The organism is Chitinophaga chungangae, from assembly GCF_017742215.1.
Classification (GTDB): domain Bacteria; phylum Bacteroidota; class Bacteroidia; order Chitinophagales; family Chitinophagaceae; genus Chitinophaga; species Chitinophaga chungangae.
Window position 1 is genome coordinate 269,899 of the sequence record NZ_JAGHKP010000004.1, and the last position, 18,798, is coordinate 288,696.

An 18,798-nucleotide genomic window follows, 5' to 3' on the forward strand; every position below is an offset into this window, starting at 1 on the left:
GTGTTATGGCAGCGCGTCTTTCGAGAACTTTCCGTTTAGCAGCCGCATGATTTTCATCGGGTTGTTGTTTTGCAGTTCAGGAGGAAGCAGGTATGCGGGAAAATCCTGGTAACATACCGGCCTGCAGAAGCGATAAATGGCCGCGGTGCCCACCGAAGTGCCGGCCGCGGGAGTAGTGGCCGGCCATGGGCCGCCGTGTACCATGGCATGATTAACGGCTACGCCCGTGGGGAAGCCGTTGATCACGATCCTGCCGGCTTTTTCGCGGAGAATGTCCACCAATTCCGCGTGCTGCCGGAGATCTTCTTCCGTGCCGTGGATGGTGGCCGTGAGCTGCCCTTCCAGCGCCGCGGCGAGGCGGTACAGTTCTTCCGTGCTTTCCGCCCGGATGTGCATGGACGACGGGCCGAACACTTCATTGCACAACGCCGGGTCTGCGAGCGCCTGTTGCACGTTTACCTGCAAAAGCGCCGGGGCGGCCTGCTGGCTGTGCGCCTGCGCCTTGCCCAATACCCGTGCGCCGGCCTGCTGCAGTTGCGCCAGGCCTTTGTTGTAGGCCTCCAGTATGCCCTGCGTGAGCATGCAGCCCGCGGGCAGCGATACGATGTTCTTTTGCAGCGTTTCCAAAAAAACGTCGCTTCCGGCCTGCGTTACGAACAGCCCCGGATTGGTGCAGAATTGTCCGGTGCCCATCGTGAGCGATTGCAGGAATTGACCGGCCAGCGTTTCCCCTTTTTCCTTTAAAATGCCCGGCAGGAAAAACACGGGATTGACGCTGCCCATTTCCGCAAATACGGGAATCGGCGAAGGTCTTCGTGTAGCCGTGTCGTATAGTGCCTTACCGCCCCTGAAAGAACCGGTAAAAGCGATGGCGGAAAGTAACGGATGAACGGCCAGCTGCTGGCCTGTTGCGATGGTTGCGCCGTGCAGCAGGGAAAACACCCCGTCCGGCATGCCGGTCTTTTCTGCGGCCGCGCGGATGGCGCCCGCCACGATATGCGAAGTATGCGGGTGTGCGGGGTGCGCCTTGCATACAACGGGGCAACCTGCCGCCAGTGCCGCGGCGGTGTCGCCGCCGGCCACGGAGAACGCAAGGGGAAAGTTGCTGGCGCCGAAAACGCCGATAACGCCCAACGGCAGCTGTAGCTGGCGTACGTCCGGCGGACCGTTGTCTATCCGTGCATTTACCCAGGAACCTTCCGTGATAAGCTCCGCAAAAAGCCGCAGCTGCCCGGTGGTGCGGTCGCGCTCGCCCTGGAGGCGTGCGATTGGCAGCCCGCTTTCAGCGGAAGCCGTATTGATCAGCCCGTCGCCGGCCGCAATAATTTCATCTGCAATAGCGTGCAGGAAAGCGGCGCGTTGCGCGGCGGCTGCTTTTTTATAAATGCTGAACGCGGCTGCCGCCAGCGTTACCGCACGGTCGATTTCTTCGATCGTCGCTTCCCGGAATGACTGCGGGAGCCATTCCTGTGTTAGCGGATTAAACGCCTGGAAGGTTTGTTTTCCTTCGGCGCTGCTGGAATACCCTATGAGTTGAGATCCTGGCTCGTGCATGATTCGTTTTTTTGGTTGACCGGTACCATTAACCTGTTACCGTTTGGAAGTTAGTTGACCTCCAGGTCGTTTTTGGACGGGAGTTGCGGGAACGGGGCATGCGGCTCGCGCTGGTACCAGAATACCACGCTGCTGATGTCTGACTGTTGCGGCAGGTAACGCCCGCCGCTGCGCCAGCCAAGGTCCTGGATGGTGATCTTCAGTTCCTTCTCGAAACGTACAGGGTCCATGATATGCCAGCGGTAAAGACCAAAACGCTGCTGGGATTTGTATAATCCGTCCGGGCGTATCACCTGGTGAAGACCGGTGTACGGCGTGGAGAATTCCTGGTATTTGCCTTTGGTGTCGAAGTTATAGGAGCCGCAGAAGTAGTCTTCCGTACCGGTACCGCAGATAGTGGGGAATTTATTATCGCCGTCCATAAAGAACTTGATCTCGCCTTCGCCCCACCAGCCGTTGTTGTTCACGCCCCAGGCCATGTAGGTGCCCACGTATTGGCCTTTTCCTTTGATGCCGTCTACCATGGTAAATTCCGAACCTTTTACGGGATTGTTGCGGCGGAACTGGGCGTGGAAATATGCCGCGTCGTCGGGAACCTCGGTGAGGGTATAATCTACCTGGTAATAGAGGGTCATTCTTTCCGTATTGATATTTTCCATGGTAATGCGGCATTTTTTCCGGAAAGGCATCACCCAGTAGCAGTTGAAGGCGCTGCCGGGGTTTACGGTTACGGCCAGGGAATTCATTTGCGCATATTCGCCCCAGGCCATGCCGAAGAAGTCGCCGACGGGCACTTCCACGGAAGGTGTCGTTTCATCGTCCCAGTAAAAGCGCAGGATGCTGTAACGCCAGTTGCCGGTGGGCGTCATCCAGATGTGCTGGATCGCGCCGGAGCCGTCGATTTCCGCGAGGGTAAAGGTTTTTCCCGGTTCGATGTGGACGTAAGGGTTTACTTTCCAGCCCTGGCCGAGGTCTCTTGCGGCGTTTTTGGCGTTGCCCTGTTCGAGCGTGGCCATGCCGCCTTTGCCGGGTTCGCCGGTGAAATTTTCAGGGCTGATGGACCGGGTTTTGGCGTTGGACAGGAGGAACAGGTTGCCCATGTTCATGTCCAGGCCGTTGAAGTTTTTCTGGGCGAGCGCGGCCCCGCTGATACAGGCGGCCAGTGAGATCAGGAGCAGTTTTTTCATACGTTGATTATTTAAGGTATAAAGTTTGCTTTATCGTTTAAGCACTGATGTTTGCAATGTTTGCTGCTGTACGTGGTCTTTTAATTCCTTTCTGTTGTGATGATGAACGTGGCGATGCCCGCGCTTTCAGCGGCGGCGGCTGGACTGCCTGATCACCAGTTCCGAGTTGATGCAAATGTTCTCCGGTGTTTTTTCCCCGTTCCTGATATGTTCCAGCAACACACGCACGGCTGCATTTCCCATTTCCTGTATGGGCTGGCGGATGAAGGTGATGGGGGAATAAAAGAGGTCGAACGCTTCGCTTTCGTCAAAACTTACCACGGCCAGTTCTTCCGGCACCTTTATGCCCAGTTCGTTGATATATTTTAATCCTTCAATGGCGAGACTGTTGGTGGCGAAAAAAACGGCGTCCGCCGGTTTGCGGCCCCGCAGCAGTTGGTCGATCGCCTGCCTTGTTTCTTCCCTGATATGGGAGTACCGCGCCAGCTTCATCATGCTGTTCTGCCCGTTGTCCGCCAGCGCCTCGGTATAACCGCGCTTGCGTTCATTAATGTGGTACAGCGCCGTTTTATACGCGATCATGCCGATGCGCTGATGCCCCGTTTTAACCAGGTGGCTGATGGCGTTATACGAAGCCTGGAAATTATTGATGCCGATCTGGCTCACGGGAAGCTGCGGAAAATACCGGTCGATCAGCACAAACGGTACCTGTTGTTTCCTGAGTTGTTTGATCTGCTGCTCCGATCCCTCGGTAGGGATGAGGATGAGCCCGTCCACCTGGCGGTTCAGCAGCACGTTGATAAGGTCGCTGGACTTGTCCAGGTTTTCATCGGAGCTGCCGAAGATCACCGTATAATTGTTCCGTTTGGCTTCATCTTCAATAGTTCGGGCGATATTGCCGAAAAAAGGGTTGGAAATATCCGCCACGATCAGCCCGATGGTGTCAGACCGCCCGCTCTTCAGGCTGCGCGCAATATGATTGGGCTGATAATTCAGCTTCTGCGCGATTTTCCGGATCTTTTTCGCCATTTCCTGGCCGACCCTCGCTTTCTCTTCCTTGTTGGTGAGCACATAAGAAACAAGCGCAGTAGACACCCCGGCCTCCTGGGCTATATCTTTCAGCGAGGTCTTTTTCTTCATAAGAATAAAAATATGCTTAAACGTTTAAGTAAACAAGTTTTACCGGGAAAAAATTTTCGGGAGGCGGGTGGAAGGAGGGAAATGGGGCAAAAAAATGGCCGCCGGAAAACAAGCTCAGTTCCGGCAGCCAGGTCGTTTATTTAAATCATTTTTTATACTGCTACTGCGAAATCCAGGCCAGGTTAAACTTATGGAAATAAATGCTGCGATGGCTGTTGTCGCTGTCGGATGTGTTTTCATTAAATTCGATGAGCGCGCCGATCATGTTATCCGGCGTTTTTACCAGGCTGCTGTAACCTCCCAGCTTTGCATTTCCTGTACCGTTTTGCGGAATGGCTTTGCTGACCGGCCAGGTAACGCCCTCGTCCGTGGATATTCTTATCCGCATCGCCGTCCTGGTGGTTTGGCTGGCCGAATTCAGGAAAAGGATCCTGCTGGGAGAATCGGTGTACCTTAAAATGGAGCCTTCACAATGCGGGTCCGGCAAGGCGGTGACTTTTTCAAAAGTATCCCAGCTGGTGCCGATGCCGCCGACGGATTTGTAGCGGTAAAGCTCAGTAGAGCCCACGCCGCGATCGTTCCTCATCAGTACGCCGGTCAGCCGTTCTACGATAGTGCCTTCGGATGTGCCGCCCGGCATGGCGTTGTATTGCCACGTGCTTCCATTGTCGTCGCTGTAGATATTCCGGTTGATGGCCGGGATGATCAGCCGGCCGGCAGTGCTCCCAAACCTTTTCTGGATGCCGATTCCCGGGCCAACCGCATCCCATACCATATTGGCGGGCTTAACTGCGGCGGTAACATTAACCGGCTCTGACCATTCATTTCCATCCTGCTCGAAAGTGCTGTAACAAACAAAGGTTTTCCGCTGACCCGGCTGGGTGATCTTCGTCGTTCCGTTTTCGCCGGTCTGGCTCAAGCCTGCGTCGTTGTAGGACATGAACAGCCAGATCTTTCCATCGCTTTGATTAACGACCGCGGTAGGATTGCCCCAGGTGCCCGCGCTGCTCTTTACCAGTATCTCCGGTCCCCAGCCAGTGCCGTCGGTCGTCGATCTCCTGCAGATCAGGTTGATGTTCCCGTAATCCCGGTTGTTGTTTACCCGGCCTTCGCAAAACGCGATCAAAGTGCCTTTTTTTGTCCTGATGATCGATGGGATACGATATGAGTGATAAACGCCGCTGCCTCCGTCGAATAATTTTATCGGATCATTAAAGGCAAGTATTGAAAAATCGCCTTCAGCCGATAATTTGGATGCAAGCCGCTCCTTCGGCGCAGACGCAACGTTCTCCGGTGCGCTCGTTTTTTTACAGGCGGCTGCGGTTAATAAAACAAATGAGAAGATCAGTGCAAGTTTATTGCACGAAAAAGTTTTCGTTCTGGAGAAATTGTTTTTTGTCATATCGGTTAGGGTTTTGTGATTAACTACTTTTGCATTGTCCTCACCGTTTTCAAAGCCGTTTCTTTCAGAAATGCTGCAAATTCATCCGGAACCGATTCCGGTTTGAACGTTAGTTGCGTTGGGTCGCCCTCAAACAAACGGCCATACCAAACAAGCCCTGCCAGGTAACATCCCGCTTCATTTGCATGATTGGGGTCAAACTTCAATTTTTTGCCCGCTACCCAGCTGTATCCTGCATTTATGGAGTTTTTTTCCGACGGCAGGGTTGGGTAGACGGGGTTGGCATAATCAAATGCGGTATCTTTTTTAAATCCCCACTTTTTGTCGGTCGCAACCTGGTAAAATGCATCGCCCGAAGGGATGACAGGCAGATTGCCAAGGCTCTTTGCCAGGTGGTGATAAGCTGCTCTTGATTTTTTCCACATTTCTTTATTATTCTTCGCTCTCTTTTCTCCGTCTATCTTTCCCCAATTCACCGCATCTGCGCGGTATGCCCATGTTTGATGAACAAATACCCGGGCATTGGGCTGGTAACTTTTCACCAGGTCATAAAGATTTTTGGCAAAAGGCTGGTAGGTCGCTTCATCGCCAGACAACAGGGAATATTGCTGCATCGTTACGACATCCCATTTTTGCGAGGATAACAGCTGTCTTAATGATTTGCCTTTGTAAGCTTTGCCTCTGGCGGTGTCTGCGTTATTTACCAAAACCGAATCCCAATGTCTTTTTAAAGAGCAGCCTCCCATTTCGGCCCTTCCCAAAACAAGGTCCACATTTACTTCTTCGGCTATTTGCGGCAGGTAACGCGAAGCGTTCTGGGAGAAACTATTGCCGATCATCAATATTCTTAACGTCTTGCGGGCATGTTGGGCGTTCAATTGCAAACACATCGTCAATATCAGTATTACGATAAGTTTTGTTTTGATTAATATTTTCATTGCCGGTTAGTTTACAAGATCAAAAAAGCCTATTTCAGTTAATTCGGCCTTAAAAGCCTGTGTATCTTGGGCGGAAAGTGGTTCGAGCGGCAGCCTGCAATCCCCCAGCTCCATTCCTTTGATCTGCATGATCGCCCGCTGCGCTGGTATGGGCGGGTATTTCACTAAACAGCGCACCATATTCACCGAATGAAGCTGCCATTTTGCGGCTTGCTCCCGCTTGCCTTCGTTGTAGAGTTTGATCACCTGGTGATAGATGGGCGCGGCAAAAGTATAAGTGCTGCCGATTGCGCCTTTAGCGCCCACAGCCAGCGCGGAAAGCAGCATTTCATCGTAACCGAACAGAATATCGAATTTGCCGTTCTTGTAATTCAGGCAGGCCTGGTATTCGTGCAGGGTGGATGCGGTGTATTTAATCCCGGCCAGCGTCGGGATTGCTTCTTCAGCCTGGGTTAAAAAACTGACCATATCCAGCGCAACGCCGGTAAGCGTGGGGATGTTGTAATAATAAAACGGCGTATTGGGCGCCGCGGATGCGATCTTCGCCATGCACTTGACCAAACTGCTCACCGTAGTGGGCTTAAAATAAAATGCCGCAACGGATGAAATCGCATCCGCGCCTATTTGTTCGGCATGCGCGGCGAGCTTGCGGCACTCCGAAATCGAACTGTGCCCTACATGTACCAATACCAATATCCGTTTTTGCGCTGCTTTTACATAGGCCTCCGCAATGGCCATTCGTTCCTCCGTCTTTAAGTTCGGGCCCTCTCCGTTGGTGCCGCAGATAAATACGCCGGCAAGCCCGTCGGCTATCATTTTGTCAACAATAGCGGGGATGATATCGAGGTTTATTCTGCCATCTTCATGGTAAGCTGCAAATGTCGCTGCAATCAGTCCTGTAATTTTATTCATTTCGATAAAGTTGTTGTAGATGTATATTATTTTTTCACAGTGATGGGCGCTGGTTTGCGGACCGCCGGAGGTACAGGCAGGTCTTTCCCGGAAAGCAGGAAGAGTTTGCCCCTCGGTACGGCGGATTTGCCGAGATGGCCGCCATCGCCGCCGGTGAATATGTCCAGGTAACCGTCGCCGTTCCAGTCAGACAGCGCGATGCCGCCGTTGTGGAAAGAGAGCAGGTTCAGGAATTTCACGGGTTTTTCGAATTGCATGGGTTTGCCTGATGCCCTGTAATAGTAGATCCCGCCGCGTTTCCGGTCGAAGGCATAATAGATAAGCAGGTCGGGCTTGCCGTCCAGGTCCCAATCGGTCATTGTAAACGAACTGCGGCCATGACCGATATCGAGAATACGGGTTTTAACCTGGAGCGGTTTTCCATCATACCCAAGGAACGTTTGCGGCTGGCCCAGTTCATCCGTTCCATTGCCCGGCCAGAGTTTGAGGATATTTTGGTCGTCCAGCGCAATCAGGTCGGGATGCCCGTCCGCAGTAAGGTCAAGGATCGCGGGTTGTACGCGCTGACCGGCTGCCAGCGGTTGCTTTTCCACTTTAAACGCTACCGGCTTTTCAAAACGAAGCTCTCCTTTGATCATCCGTCCTTTCAGGAACAATTGCCTTAACCCCATGGAGCCCGTCAACATATCGCGGATACCGTCTCCGTCCCAATCCGCAAGCCTGGGGAGCACGCGTTCCATATACCATTCCATCGGCCCCCATACCGAGCCGCGCCCGTAGTCGATACTGTAATATTCAAGCTGGCTGCCGTCTGTGAATTTCAAAGGCGCGGGCACTTCCCAAACCGGGTTTGCATTGTCGCCTTTATTGATGACCACTTTTGGCGCGGCCGGCTCGGAACCGACCACCAGGTCCGTGTCGCCGTCTCCATCCCAATCGATCGGTTCTATCGTTCCAATACCCTGCGGCATCACCGGCGTATTTTTATCGCTGGCCATCATTAATGGTTCCTGCTCCGCCCAGCCGCCATTCTTTGGCGTAAACCGGAGTATATTATCCACACAACCGAAATACGTGCTTGCAAACAGCTCCCGGCGGCCGTCTCCGTCCAGATCCGCAAACCGCGGATGGATCGCCATGATACTAAGGATGGGTTTTTTATGTTCGTTGTTAATCAGCCCGGCATTGGTGAACCGGGGCTGTGTTTTTGTTCCGGTATTCCTGAAATACATCAGGCCGGGTTTATGCTGGCCAACCACCAGGTCCGTCAATCCGTCCTTATCCATATCAAATGCAATGGGATAAGGAAAACCAAATGGTGAAACCGGGGAGCCGTCAGCCTCGACAACAAGCGGTTTGCCAAAGATGAGACTGTCTGGCGTAGACCTGTTGTACATGATGTAAAGACGGCTGGCAAATGGGTTCCACGATTCCTGCGGATTGTTATAACCGGCGGCGAACTTCAATGAAGGCTGGGCCAGCCGCGGATGTGAACTGCCGACAATAAGATCTTCCTTACCGTCGCCGTCCAGGTCGGCGACATCTATTGTGGGGCTTATCCAGCAATCCAGGAAATCCTGTACTGGTTTGCCGTTCGTGTTAAATGCCTGCATCACCGTCCAGGTTGTTTTGCCGTGCCCGCGTACAGGGATGAACATATGAAGGGCGAGCTGTTTTTTGCCGGAATCGCTCACCTGGTTATGGCGTTCGAAAGCTATGAAGGCCGGGAGGTTTTGCTGAGCCTTTACACCGGAATGCCTGATCAGCGAAAAGAACCGGCCCATGCGTGCGTCCTTCAGCACAACCTGGTTATGTACGAACACATTATTAAACCGCGGTTTCTTTTTGCCGCCAATATTTTCTATCAGTTTGACGGCGCCGCCGCTGGTGGTCATCATGTCGTTGTCGCCATCGCCATCCCAATCCATAAAAAGAAAATCGGACGCGCCTATTACCGATGCCGCCAAAGGAACATCTTTGTCGTGCCCGAACACAAACGGCCGGGGAACTGCTTTCTGGGCCTGCAGATCAAGAACAAAAACAGTCAGTGCAATTGTGAAAAAAAGTTTCATATCGACGATCATTATTCTACGGTAACCAATACTTCCCTAACTACTTCTTTTTGCGTGTCCCGGTCGGCATTGAGCGCGATAAAGGTCGCTTTATAGGTGCCGGGAGCGGAATACAGCCAGGAGAAAGTTTCCGGCGCGCCGCCCGAAATGGATTTCACATTCACTGCGTTCTTTTTATTGCCGAAAGTTTGAAACACCTCGAATCCGCGGCTGACCACCCAGTCGTCTTCAGGCTCCGTGTTGATGGCATTTGCCGTATGGACCAGCCTGTGGGAAGTGGCGGTTCCTGTGTTGATCGTCCATTTATTGTCCGCGCCCTGGAATTCGACCACCTGGAAATATCCTTTTTCGATGCTCGAGGTGATTTCAAAATCAACATTTCCGGGAACCTTATTGGTGAGGAACATCCTGCCCATATTCCAATACCGTTGGGCAGTGCCGGCGGCGTTTTCCGAAACGTACCTGAAAGCCAGGTACATCGGTTTGCCCTTCACTTTCAGATCGTCCAGGTTAATTTCCCCGGACACTACGTCGGCGTTAGACGCGGTATTGGCGGGCATTACCGCCCTGTTGGTGATGTCGGTCCAATTGGCAGCCTTTACGCCTTGTTCCGTGTATTCCCCGTTAAAATCAGTGGAGATCAGTACGGAGATATTCCTGGGCAATGTGGCGCCGGCCCGCGTCTGGCTGTTAAATTGCAGGGTCAGCGTGCCTTCGTCTGACGAGAAAAAATCGCGTTTATCGTATTCACTTCCGGGCTCACCGGAATAGAAAGTAATGTTGTCGGGGTTTCCCGATAGGTTAAACCGAACGCTGTCGCCTGGTTTGTATTTTATGTTTGATACGGAAACCTCAAAATCATCTGGCGCCTGTATCTCTTTTTCTGAGCAGGCTGCAAAAAATAAACATGAAGCGGATAATACAATTATTGTTTTTTTCATAACGGCATCGTTAAATTTCATCAATGAAAATTCCATCAGTAACCGGGATTCTGTTTAGCCTGATCGTTATACAACAGTTCCTTTTGCGGGATGGCCAGCGTATAATCCTTGTCTGAAATATTGTTTGCGGGATTGGTGTAGTGGGTCACGGTTACGTTGGAAGGCGCAAACGGCGTTTTGGCCGCGGGTACTACCGGTGTTCCATCGGGCTTCAGGTCGCTGCTGCCGGCTATCACTTCAATGCCCATTTGTTTGATGGTCGTTTGCAGGATTCCCCAGCGTTTAAGATCCTGTTTCCGTAAAAATTCACCGTTCAGTTCCATCAGGCGCTCGTCCTGGATGGCTTTTAAGAAAGCTTCTTTTCCGGCGGTTTGTTCAGCGCTCAGCGCACCGTCGCCATTCAGGATCACCCTTGCGGATGCGCCGCCGCCGGCAATGGTTACGGTGGTATTGGCAGGGTATCCTTTGCCCGGGTTCGTCACCCTGATGCCGGTAATGCTCCCTCCTGAAACGATCGCCAACGCGGTGGCTCCCGTGCCGCCTTCGCCGGTGATGGTCACCGCGGGCGCGGTGGTGTATCCCGCTCCCGGGGAGGTTACTTCTATCCCGGTGATTATTTTTCGCCCGGTAAGGTTTCCGTAGGCCCTGCCCCTTACCTGGTTAACCAGTCCGATGGCTTCGGGCGTCGGGAAGCCGTTCAGTTCGTTTTCCGCTTCGGCCAGCATCAGCAATACGTCTGCATAACGTACGATAGGGTAGTTGGTCGGGCTTTGCGTTGCAACGCGGGGCTCGTTTTCTTCGCTGCGCCTCCATTTACCGGGATAACGCGTGTAATACAGGTTATATGCGACGGCATTCTGCGCGGGCGGCGTTGTTGCGTCCCCGCCGGAATATTTAAAAGGCGCAACGCACCAGTCCCGCCGCTGGTCCGGCGATGCGTCGGACGGTGCATTGGCGGCGGTGGTAAAAGCAAAAGATTCGTAAGTGCGATAGAGGCGCGGGTACACAAAAAGCCTGCCGTCGTTTTTGCCGGCGGCGTCGCTGGACGTTGGTATGCCAACGCGCACCTGGCCGGGAGAACTTTGCTCCGGCGTGCCGGTATTTACATTAAATCCAACTTCCCAGATACTTTCTTTATAAGCGGCGTCGTATTGATCTTTACATTGCATTTTGAATATCTGCGTGTAATCCGGGTTCAGTTTATGCAATCCGGAATTGACAACTTCCCTGGCCCATTTTGCGGCATCCGCATATCGCCTGGTATCGTTTACCGGCTCTCCGGCGGCGTACAGGCATACTCTTGCCAGCACTGCCTGAACGGCAGTTTGCGTCACTCTTTCCGTATAATCGAACGCCGTTGCTTTTTGATCGTTGAGTAAACCTTCGGCAGCGGTCATTTCGTCGATCACCCAATCGTACACTGCTTTTGAAGGGGTAAAAGCCATATTGGTTTCTCCCGGGGACAGGGTCGGCTTGAGCCTCAAAGGCACATCTCCATACCATTGCGTAAGCATGAAGTAATAATAGGCCCTTAAAAATCTGGCTTCTCCTTCAATATGTCTTTTTTCCGATTCTTCGATCTTTGCGGGCGTATTCAAATGCACTAATACTACATTCGCACGGTCGATTCCGGTATATAGCGTAGACCATACGCTCGCCACCTGTGCATCGGCGGCAGTGGCGTTGTACCAGGGTATCTTCGGAACATTGCCGGAAGTGGCATACACCAGTTCGTCGGTGGTGGCCGTTATGAGGTGCTGGTAATTGTCGCCGTACAGCGCGTTGTTTTTAAGTGAGCTGTATGCCCCTGTCAGTGCGGCTTTTAAGTTTTCCTTGCTGGAGAAAAATTCGTCCGGGCTTATGAAATCCGTTGGTTCCGTTTCCAGGAGTTTTTTGCAGGATTGGAGCGGGGAGATTGCTGCAACGGCAGCTATTGTGAGAATGAGGAATCTTTTTTTCATATCAGTATGCTTTTGTACGCCATTAAAGGGAGATGTTTATACCAAAAACAATCGTTTGAGCGATGGGATACGCGGAGAAATCAAGACCAGGCGACAAGCCGAACCCTTTTGTGGAAACCTCGGGATCGGGGCCGGAATAGCTGGTCCAGGTATATAAATTTTGCGCGGCCACATAAACCCTGGCGGATTCCATTCCTTTGATAAAGTTTTTTCTGAAGTTGTATCCCAGCGATATGGTCTTTAGCCGGAGGAAAGAAGCGTCCTCGATATAGCGGCTGGATAAAACGCCGGAGATACCGCTGGACCCGCTCCTGGGAATAGAAGTGGCCTGGTTTTCAGGCGTCCAGCGGTTTACGTAGGTGGCTTTCACGTTCCTGCCCAGGATAGCCCCGTTTAATCCTTCCATGAAAATATTATTCGCATTCAGCACTTCATTTCCATAAGACCATTGAAAAAACACGTTCAGGTCGAAATTCTTATAGGTGAAATTGTTATTGAACCCACCGGTATGTTTGGGATAGGGAGTTCCGATGAGGGTTTGATCGGCATCGTCCACAATGCCGTCGTTGTTCAGGTCTTTGTACTTGGCGTCTCCGGGCTGTCTTGCATTCGTGCCCAAAAGGCCGGCGGTTGCGGGCAGCTCGTTTTTTAATTCATACCCCCCGGGTATTTTGTTAAAATCATCGTACTGGTACACGCCATCGTACACAAAACCGTAATAATGCACCATCTGGTTGCCTACGCGGCTAATCCAGGCAGGGCTCGGAAAATTGGTGGAAAAATCGGGGATGGAAGTCATCCTCAGATCTTCACCCGCACTTAATGCGACCAATTTGTTTTGATTAAAGGAGATGTTGATGTTGGAATTCCAGTTAAAGTTTTTGGTCGTGATGTTTTTGGAGTTCAAGGTCAATTCAAATCCCCTGTTCTGTGTTTTGCCGATGTTTACGGTGGCGGAGCCATAACCCGTGCTGGAAGCGATCTGGGAATTCAGCAGCAGGTCATAGGTATGTTTATGGTAATAGTCCATTTCCAGCTCGAGCCTGTTCTTTAAAAAGCCCAGTTCTATGCCGGCGTCGAACTGTCTTGTACTTTCCCATTTCAGTTTTTCATTTCCTAAACGGCCCTGGTAATAGGCAGGCGAAGAGGAAGGCCCGAACGGATAATAAGTTCCCAGGATAATATTCGACAGGTAACCGAAGTCAGACACCCGGTTGTTGCCGGTTACGCCAAAGCTGGTCCTTAATTTGGCATTGGATATAAAGGAGATGTTTTTCATGAACGGCTCGTCGCTCAGCCTCCATGCAACGGCGCCGGAAGGGAAATAACCCCATTTGCTATCTGCAGGAAATTTTGACGAACCGTCTGCCCGGAATGTTGCGGTAAACAGATATTTCTGAAACAGGTTATAGTTGACCCTGCCGGTATAAGAAACCAGTCCCCAGGTAGTGCTGGAAGATTCTTTATCAAATATAACGCCTTCATCCAGGCCGTTTATGCCCAGCGCTTCGTTCGGCACCAGGTTGGCTTTATAACCAAACCGGTTTTCTTTCCTGCTTTGAACGGAGAAAACGCCAACCGCGGTCAGCTGGTGATTTTTGTTGAATTTTTTGGTATAGGTCAAACTGTTTTCGTTCGACAGGTTAGAGACTTCCTCCTGCCACAAACCTCCGTTAACGCCGTTCGTTCTGCCAACACCGGTTAGCGGGCTGCCGCTGCGCGTATTTGAATTGTTGAACAGCTCCGACCTGGTTGCGGAGAGGTCTGCGCTTCCTGTAAACCGCAGCTTGAGGCTTTGGGTCAGGTCATATTCCAGGTAACCGTTTATCGTGATGTTCCTGATCTTATCGACATCATATTCATTTTGCGCGGATTTCAGCGGGTTAAACAGGAAGGTTTCCGCCGCGGGGTCTACACCTTCATCTTCCAGGTCTGTTTCGCGGCCTGAGATCGGGCGGTAGGTCCAGAGGTTATAAAATAAATTCTGCACGTTGGAATTGCCCGATCCTACTGCTTTTGAGGTTTGTTCTCTCGGTTTTATCCCGCGCACTTTTGAATCCGCAAAGTTTACATTGAGGCCGACCTTAAATTTCCGGCCCACCAGCTGATCGATGTTAAACCGGCCCTGCAAACGGTCGAAGCCGCTGCGCATCACCACGCCGTCCTGGTTCAGGTAAGATAACGACAACGCGTATTTCGTTTTTGGGGTGCCGCCGCTTACTCCTGCGCTGTGGTTTTGAAAAGAGCCGGTGCCTACGATCCTGTCAAACCAATCGATGCCTTTTACATCTCTGAAATCTTCTATCGTCAGGTCGGGCGTAGCGGGATCGCTGTCTTTGAAATATAACGCCGCCGCTCTTTGGGGATCGATCTCCTGTTGCAGTTTAATAAAATCATAGGGGCCTAATACGTCGAGGTTGGCCCTGCTCACGTTGGAATAACCGGCGCTGCCGCTGTAAGTTACACGGGCGTCTCCGGTTTTACCTTTTTTAGTGGTGATCATCACCACGCCGTTGGCGCCCCTGGCGCCATATATGGCGGTGGCCGATGCGTCTTTCAGGATATCGATGGATTCGATCTCCGCGATATTCAATGAATTGCTGTTAAAATCTTCCATCGGAAAACCGTCAATAACATAAAGCGGGGCGTTGCTGCCAGTTAACGAGTTATTGCCGCGGATGACGATGTTGAGGCCTTCTCCCGGCTGCCCGTCGATCGACGACACCTGCACGCCCGCAACACGACCTGCCAGGGCTTGCTGAAAAGATGCGACCGGCGCTTTGCTCAGGTCAGACAGGTTCACCGACGCTACTGAACCTGTCAGATCCTTTTTCGCAACGGAGCCATAACCCACGATCACTACCTCGTTCATCGACGAAGATTCACGGTCCAGCGCCACATCGATCTTTGTGCGCCCGTTAACTTTGACCTCCGTGGTTTTGTACCCGATGTAGGAAATCACCAGTATTGCATCGGGAGAGGAAATAATGATCTGGAAATTGCCGCTGGTGTCGGACCTGACGGCGTTCCCTTTTCCTTTTTCGAGAATGCTGGCATAGGGGAGCTTTTCCGAATTTTCAGAGGTACTTATACTGCCGGTAACGGTGATTTTTTTTTGCTGTGCAAACAGGTTGTCTTCGAAGGGGAATAGCACAAGAAGCCCTGTAAGCAAAATAGCAATGCTTAATTTCATATACGGTGGAGTTTAAATTGGTATTGGTTGAGTTATGCTATAATTCTATTTGCCCATTATGTACTACATATAGGACAAATAGAATTATATTTTTCCTATTTTCCTAATTTTTTGGGAAAAATTTCCGGCATAGGGGGGCGGCGCGCGAGCTAACGAGGGTTCGATCATCTTCAACCGGCATTATTTTAACCGGCTAAAATGTGCTTTACTATCATTCTTATCTGTTTGATTACTATTATGTACTACAAATATTTGGAATGCTATTATATCTTTAAGCAGGGGGAGGAATAGTGCAGGCAAAACAGACAGACCGCCAATCCGCATCACATGAACAGGACCATACTGGCTTTTTTTATTTGTATACACCTTGCAGTACCGGCGGGCGCGCAGAAAACAAAGCCGCAGCCCGGGAAGGGATACAATATCGTATTGTTTATCGCAGACGATCTAGGCGTGAACGACATCACGCCTTATGGAAACAAGATCGTGCATACGCCGAACCTGGAAAAGTTTTCAAAAGAATCCCTGCTGTTTAAAAAGGCTTTTGCAGGCTCACCCACCTGCGGCCCCTCGCGCAGCACCATTTTTACAGGCCTCATGCCGATACGCCATGGCGGTCATGGTAATCACAGCGGGGTATCACCGGGAACAAGATCGCTGGTGCAATACCTGCAGCCTCTAGGTTATCGCGTGGCGATAGCCGGTAAATTGCATGTAGGGCCGGAAGAAATTTTTCCTTTCGAACATGTATCCAAAACAAATGTGCCTGAGCCGGGGCACGAGAAAAAACCTGGGCTGAATTATGATTTAAATATGGGGCCGGTTGATCAGTGGCTGCGCAGGCAGCAAAAGGATACGCCTTTTATGCTCATCGTTGCGGATCATAGTCCGCATGTGGTATGGCCTGAAAAATATACTTACGATCCGGATAAGGTGGACATTCCCGGGAAACATATCGACACAAAAGAAACGCGGGTTGCCCGTGCCCGTTATTATACCGACATCTCCAAAATGGATAATAACCTGGGCCGGCTGTTGAGCAGTTTGGAAAAGAATGGTCTTGCCGAAAACACCATCGTTATTTTTACCGCCGATCAGGGGCCGCAATGGCCTTTTGCAAAATGGAACCTTTATGACGACGGCATAGCAACGCCGTTGATGGTCCGCTGGCCGGGAACGATAAAAGGCGGCGGGCAAACTTCGGCGCTGGTGTCGCTGGCCGACCTTACGCCTACTATTGTGGAGGCTGCGGGTGGCGAAGCGCCCCGGGATATAGACGGTCAAAGTTTTTTACCGGTGCTTACTGGCGCAAAAGACACACACAGCGAATATGTATTTGCCACCCATACAGGCGATAAGATGATGAACCGCGCGCCGGCGCGCATGCTGCGTACCGAACGGTATAAATACATTCTGAACCTGGCGCCGGAAATATTATACACGACCCATATCGATCTCGCGAAAGATCATGACGGCGGCCGTGAGTACTGGGATTCGTGGCGCGCGAAATCGTTTGCCGGTCCACATGCCGCGGCTGTTTTGTGGCGTTATCATAACAGGCCGGAAGAAGAATTGTATGATCTTGAAACCGATCCGCAGGAGTTACATAATCTCGCCGCCGATCCCGGGTATGCTGAACTTATAGCGCGTTACAGGATAAAAATGGCTGAGTGGAGAACACAGCAGCATGATTCCTTTACCGGGCCGGAAGAAATAAAGGAGACGCCCCAAAAAGGGAAGAAGCCGGTCGCTCCTTATGTGTTCCTGGATTAGCGGGAGAGCAACACGGGAAAATACCTGAAACCGGGTATTGTTTACATGCATGATTTTGCAGATTTTCAACGTGTACGTACATTCGCCTGTAACCAGGCGTTATAATACACACTAAAATTACCGACTATATGCAACGCAGGAAATTTCTCCAATCTTCGCTTGCGGCCGCCGCAGGCATAACGATGCCCGTTAACGCTGCACTCGCCGGCGATAAACAGCCCCCGCAGAAAGAGGTGTACGAATGGCGTGAATATGAAATGCGCTTTGGTACGGACCATGCGCAACTGGAAAATTATTTTAAAACGGCGCTGATCCCCGCACTCAATAAATATGGCGTAAAAACGGTAGGCGCCTTTAAAGAATGGAGACCGTCGGAACCGGCTAAGTTTTATTTGCTGGTGCCTTATTCTTCCCTGGGGGACTATCTTTCCGTAAATATGAAAGTAAAGGCGGACGCGGATTATATTAAAAATAGCGCGGCATATAACGGCATACCGGCCGACAAAGCTATATATCACCGCTTTTCCTCTTCTCTCATGACCGCGTTTGACGGCTGGCCCGCAATGACCGTTCCGCAAAGCACCCCACGGGTATTTGAATTAAGAACGTATGAGGGGTATAGTGAAGATGCGGTAAGGAGAAAAATAAAAATGTTCCATGACGGGGAGTTCCCCATTTTCACCAGGGCGAAATTAAACCCCGTATTCTTCGGTGAAGTGATCGCCGGAGACAGGCAACCCCGACTCACCTACCTGCTCGCATGCGACAGCATGGAAGAACGCGATAAAGGATGGGCTGCTTTCGTAGCCGACCCCGCATGGAAAAAACTGATCGCAGACCCCCAATATGCCAACACTATCTCCACCATCAGGAACGCCTTTTTGATCCCAACAACATATTCGCAGGTGTAACAGGTGTTTTTTATTTATTGACTATTAACCACTTACATTCATTTTTTCATTTTAACAAAAGAACCTCCCTATATTTGTAGTACATAATAGCAAAGTTACCTGGCAAGATGAATGAAGAACTTATAAATGATCTGAGCAAAAATCTGGGGCGAGTAAAGGCCAATACCATGGCCGACGATGTGGAAATGAAGCTCCGGCAGTACCTGAAAAAAATGTCTCTCAAACCCGGAGACCCGCTGCCAAAAGAGACAGATCTCGCTGAAGCGCTGGGTGTTAGCCGCAACGTGGTAAGGGAAGCATTGAGCAGGCTCCGTATGCTGGGGATGATCGAGACCCGCAAACGCAAAGGCGCCGTGCTCGCCAGCCCCGACATTCTCCTGGCCTTCGAGCGCGTGCTCGACCCGCTGCTGATAGACGACCTTACTCTCCGCGATATATTCGAACTGCGCCTCGTGCTCGAAATGGGCCTCGCCGACCTGTTGTACGCCCGTATGAAAGACGAAGACATCGACGAGCTCGAAAAGATCGCCAACAACGAGATCAATAAAGACAAATCCTTCCTCGTAAAAAATGAGATCGCTTTTCACGGGAAATTGTACGAAATGACCGGCAACGGCACCCTGAAAAGATTCCAGATCATGCTGCTTCCCATATTCGCCTACGTTATCACCCGGGTAGATAAACCCTACAGCGGTAAGGTCGATCATCGCAGACTGGTAGACATTCTCCGCAACGGAACAAAAGAAGATTTTAAAATAGGCATGTACGAACACCTCAAACCTCACTTCGACCGCCTTTAATTATTTCCCTACCC

At 51.3% G+C, this 18,798-nt stretch carries 13 protein-coding genes; 3 read left to right on the plus strand and 10 right to left on the minus strand.

The annotated features are described in order from the left end of the window. Positions 1–3 precede the first annotated feature (3 nt). The 10 genes from J7I43_RS20890 to J7I43_RS20935 form a co-directional block, all read right to left on the minus strand. Positions 4–1,554, minus strand: a complete 1,551-nt coding sequence (locus J7I43_RS20890) for an aldehyde dehydrogenase (NADP(+)) (protein WP_209147809.1) — start codon at positions 1,552–1,554, stop codon at positions 4–6. Positions 1,555–1,604: 50 nt separating this feature from the next. Further along, entirely contained in the window at positions 1,605–2,741 is a 1,137-nt protein-coding gene (locus J7I43_RS20895; RefSeq protein WP_209147810.1) for a glycoside hydrolase family 172 protein, read from the minus strand. Between the two features lie 126 nt (positions 2,742–2,867). After that, positions 2,868–3,881, minus strand: coding sequence for a LacI family DNA-binding transcriptional regulator (locus J7I43_RS20900; protein ID WP_209147811.1), 1,014 nt, complete (start codon positions 3,879–3,881; stop codon positions 2,868–2,870). A gap of 160 nt (positions 3,882–4,041) precedes the next feature. Further along, on the minus strand, positions 4,042–5,007 hold the full coding sequence (locus J7I43_RS20905; RefSeq protein ID WP_209147812.1) for a sialidase family protein: 966 nt from the start codon (positions 5,005–5,007) through the stop codon (positions 4,042–4,044). A gap of 299 nt (positions 5,008–5,306) precedes the next feature. Then, positions 5,307–6,221 carry a DUF4886 domain-containing protein gene (locus tag J7I43_RS20910; protein ID WP_209147813.1) on the minus strand — a complete coding sequence of 305 codons (915 nt, stop codon included), beginning with the start codon at positions 6,219–6,221 and terminating at the stop codon, positions 5,307–5,309. Positions 6,222–6,227: 6 nt separating this feature from the next. Beyond that, entirely contained in the window at positions 6,228–7,133 is a 906-nt protein-coding gene (locus J7I43_RS20915; RefSeq protein WP_209147814.1) for a dihydrodipicolinate synthase family protein, read from the minus strand. A 26-nt stretch (positions 7,134–7,159) separates the two neighbouring features. Continuing rightward, positions 7,160–9,205, minus strand: coding sequence for an FG-GAP repeat domain-containing protein (locus tag J7I43_RS20920; RefSeq protein ID WP_209147815.1), 2,046 nt, complete (start codon positions 9,203–9,205; stop codon positions 7,160–7,162). Between the two features lie 11 nt (positions 9,206–9,216). After that, positions 9,217–10,146, minus strand: coding sequence for a DUF5017 domain-containing protein (locus J7I43_RS20925; protein WP_209147816.1), 930 nt, complete (start codon positions 10,144–10,146; stop codon positions 9,217–9,219). Positions 10,147–10,181: 35 nt separating this feature from the next. Beyond that, entirely contained in the window at positions 10,182–12,107 is a 1,926-nt protein-coding gene (locus J7I43_RS20930; RefSeq protein WP_209147817.1) for a RagB/SusD family nutrient uptake outer membrane protein, read from the minus strand. Positions 12,108–12,129: 22 nt separating this feature from the next. Continuing rightward, the gene (locus J7I43_RS20935; protein ID WP_209147818.1) at positions 12,130–15,300 is read right to left on the minus strand and encodes a SusC/RagA family TonB-linked outer membrane protein; all 3,171 of its coding nucleotides are present in this window, start codon (positions 15,298–15,300) and stop codon (positions 12,130–12,132) included. Positions 15,301–15,627: 327 nt separating this feature from the next. Between J7I43_RS20935 and J7I43_RS20940 the strand changes: the two genes are divergently transcribed. From J7I43_RS20940 to J7I43_RS20950, 3 genes are all read left to right on the plus strand, one after another. Beyond that, a complete protein-coding gene (locus J7I43_RS20940) occupies positions 15,628–17,073 on the plus strand; it encodes a sulfatase family protein (RefSeq protein WP_209147819.1) in 1,446 nt (481 codons plus the stop codon). Between the two features lie 128 nt (positions 17,074–17,201). After that, complete coding sequence (locus tag J7I43_RS20945; RefSeq protein WP_209147820.1) at positions 17,202–17,984, plus strand: NIPSNAP family protein; 783 nt, start codon at positions 17,202–17,204, stop codon at positions 17,982–17,984. 107 nt (positions 17,985–18,091) lie between these two features. Beyond that, on the plus strand, positions 18,092–18,784 hold the full coding sequence (locus J7I43_RS20950) for a FadR/GntR family transcriptional regulator (protein WP_209147821.1): 693 nt from the start codon (positions 18,092–18,094) through the stop codon (positions 18,782–18,784). Positions 18,785–18,798: the final 14 nt, after the last annotated feature.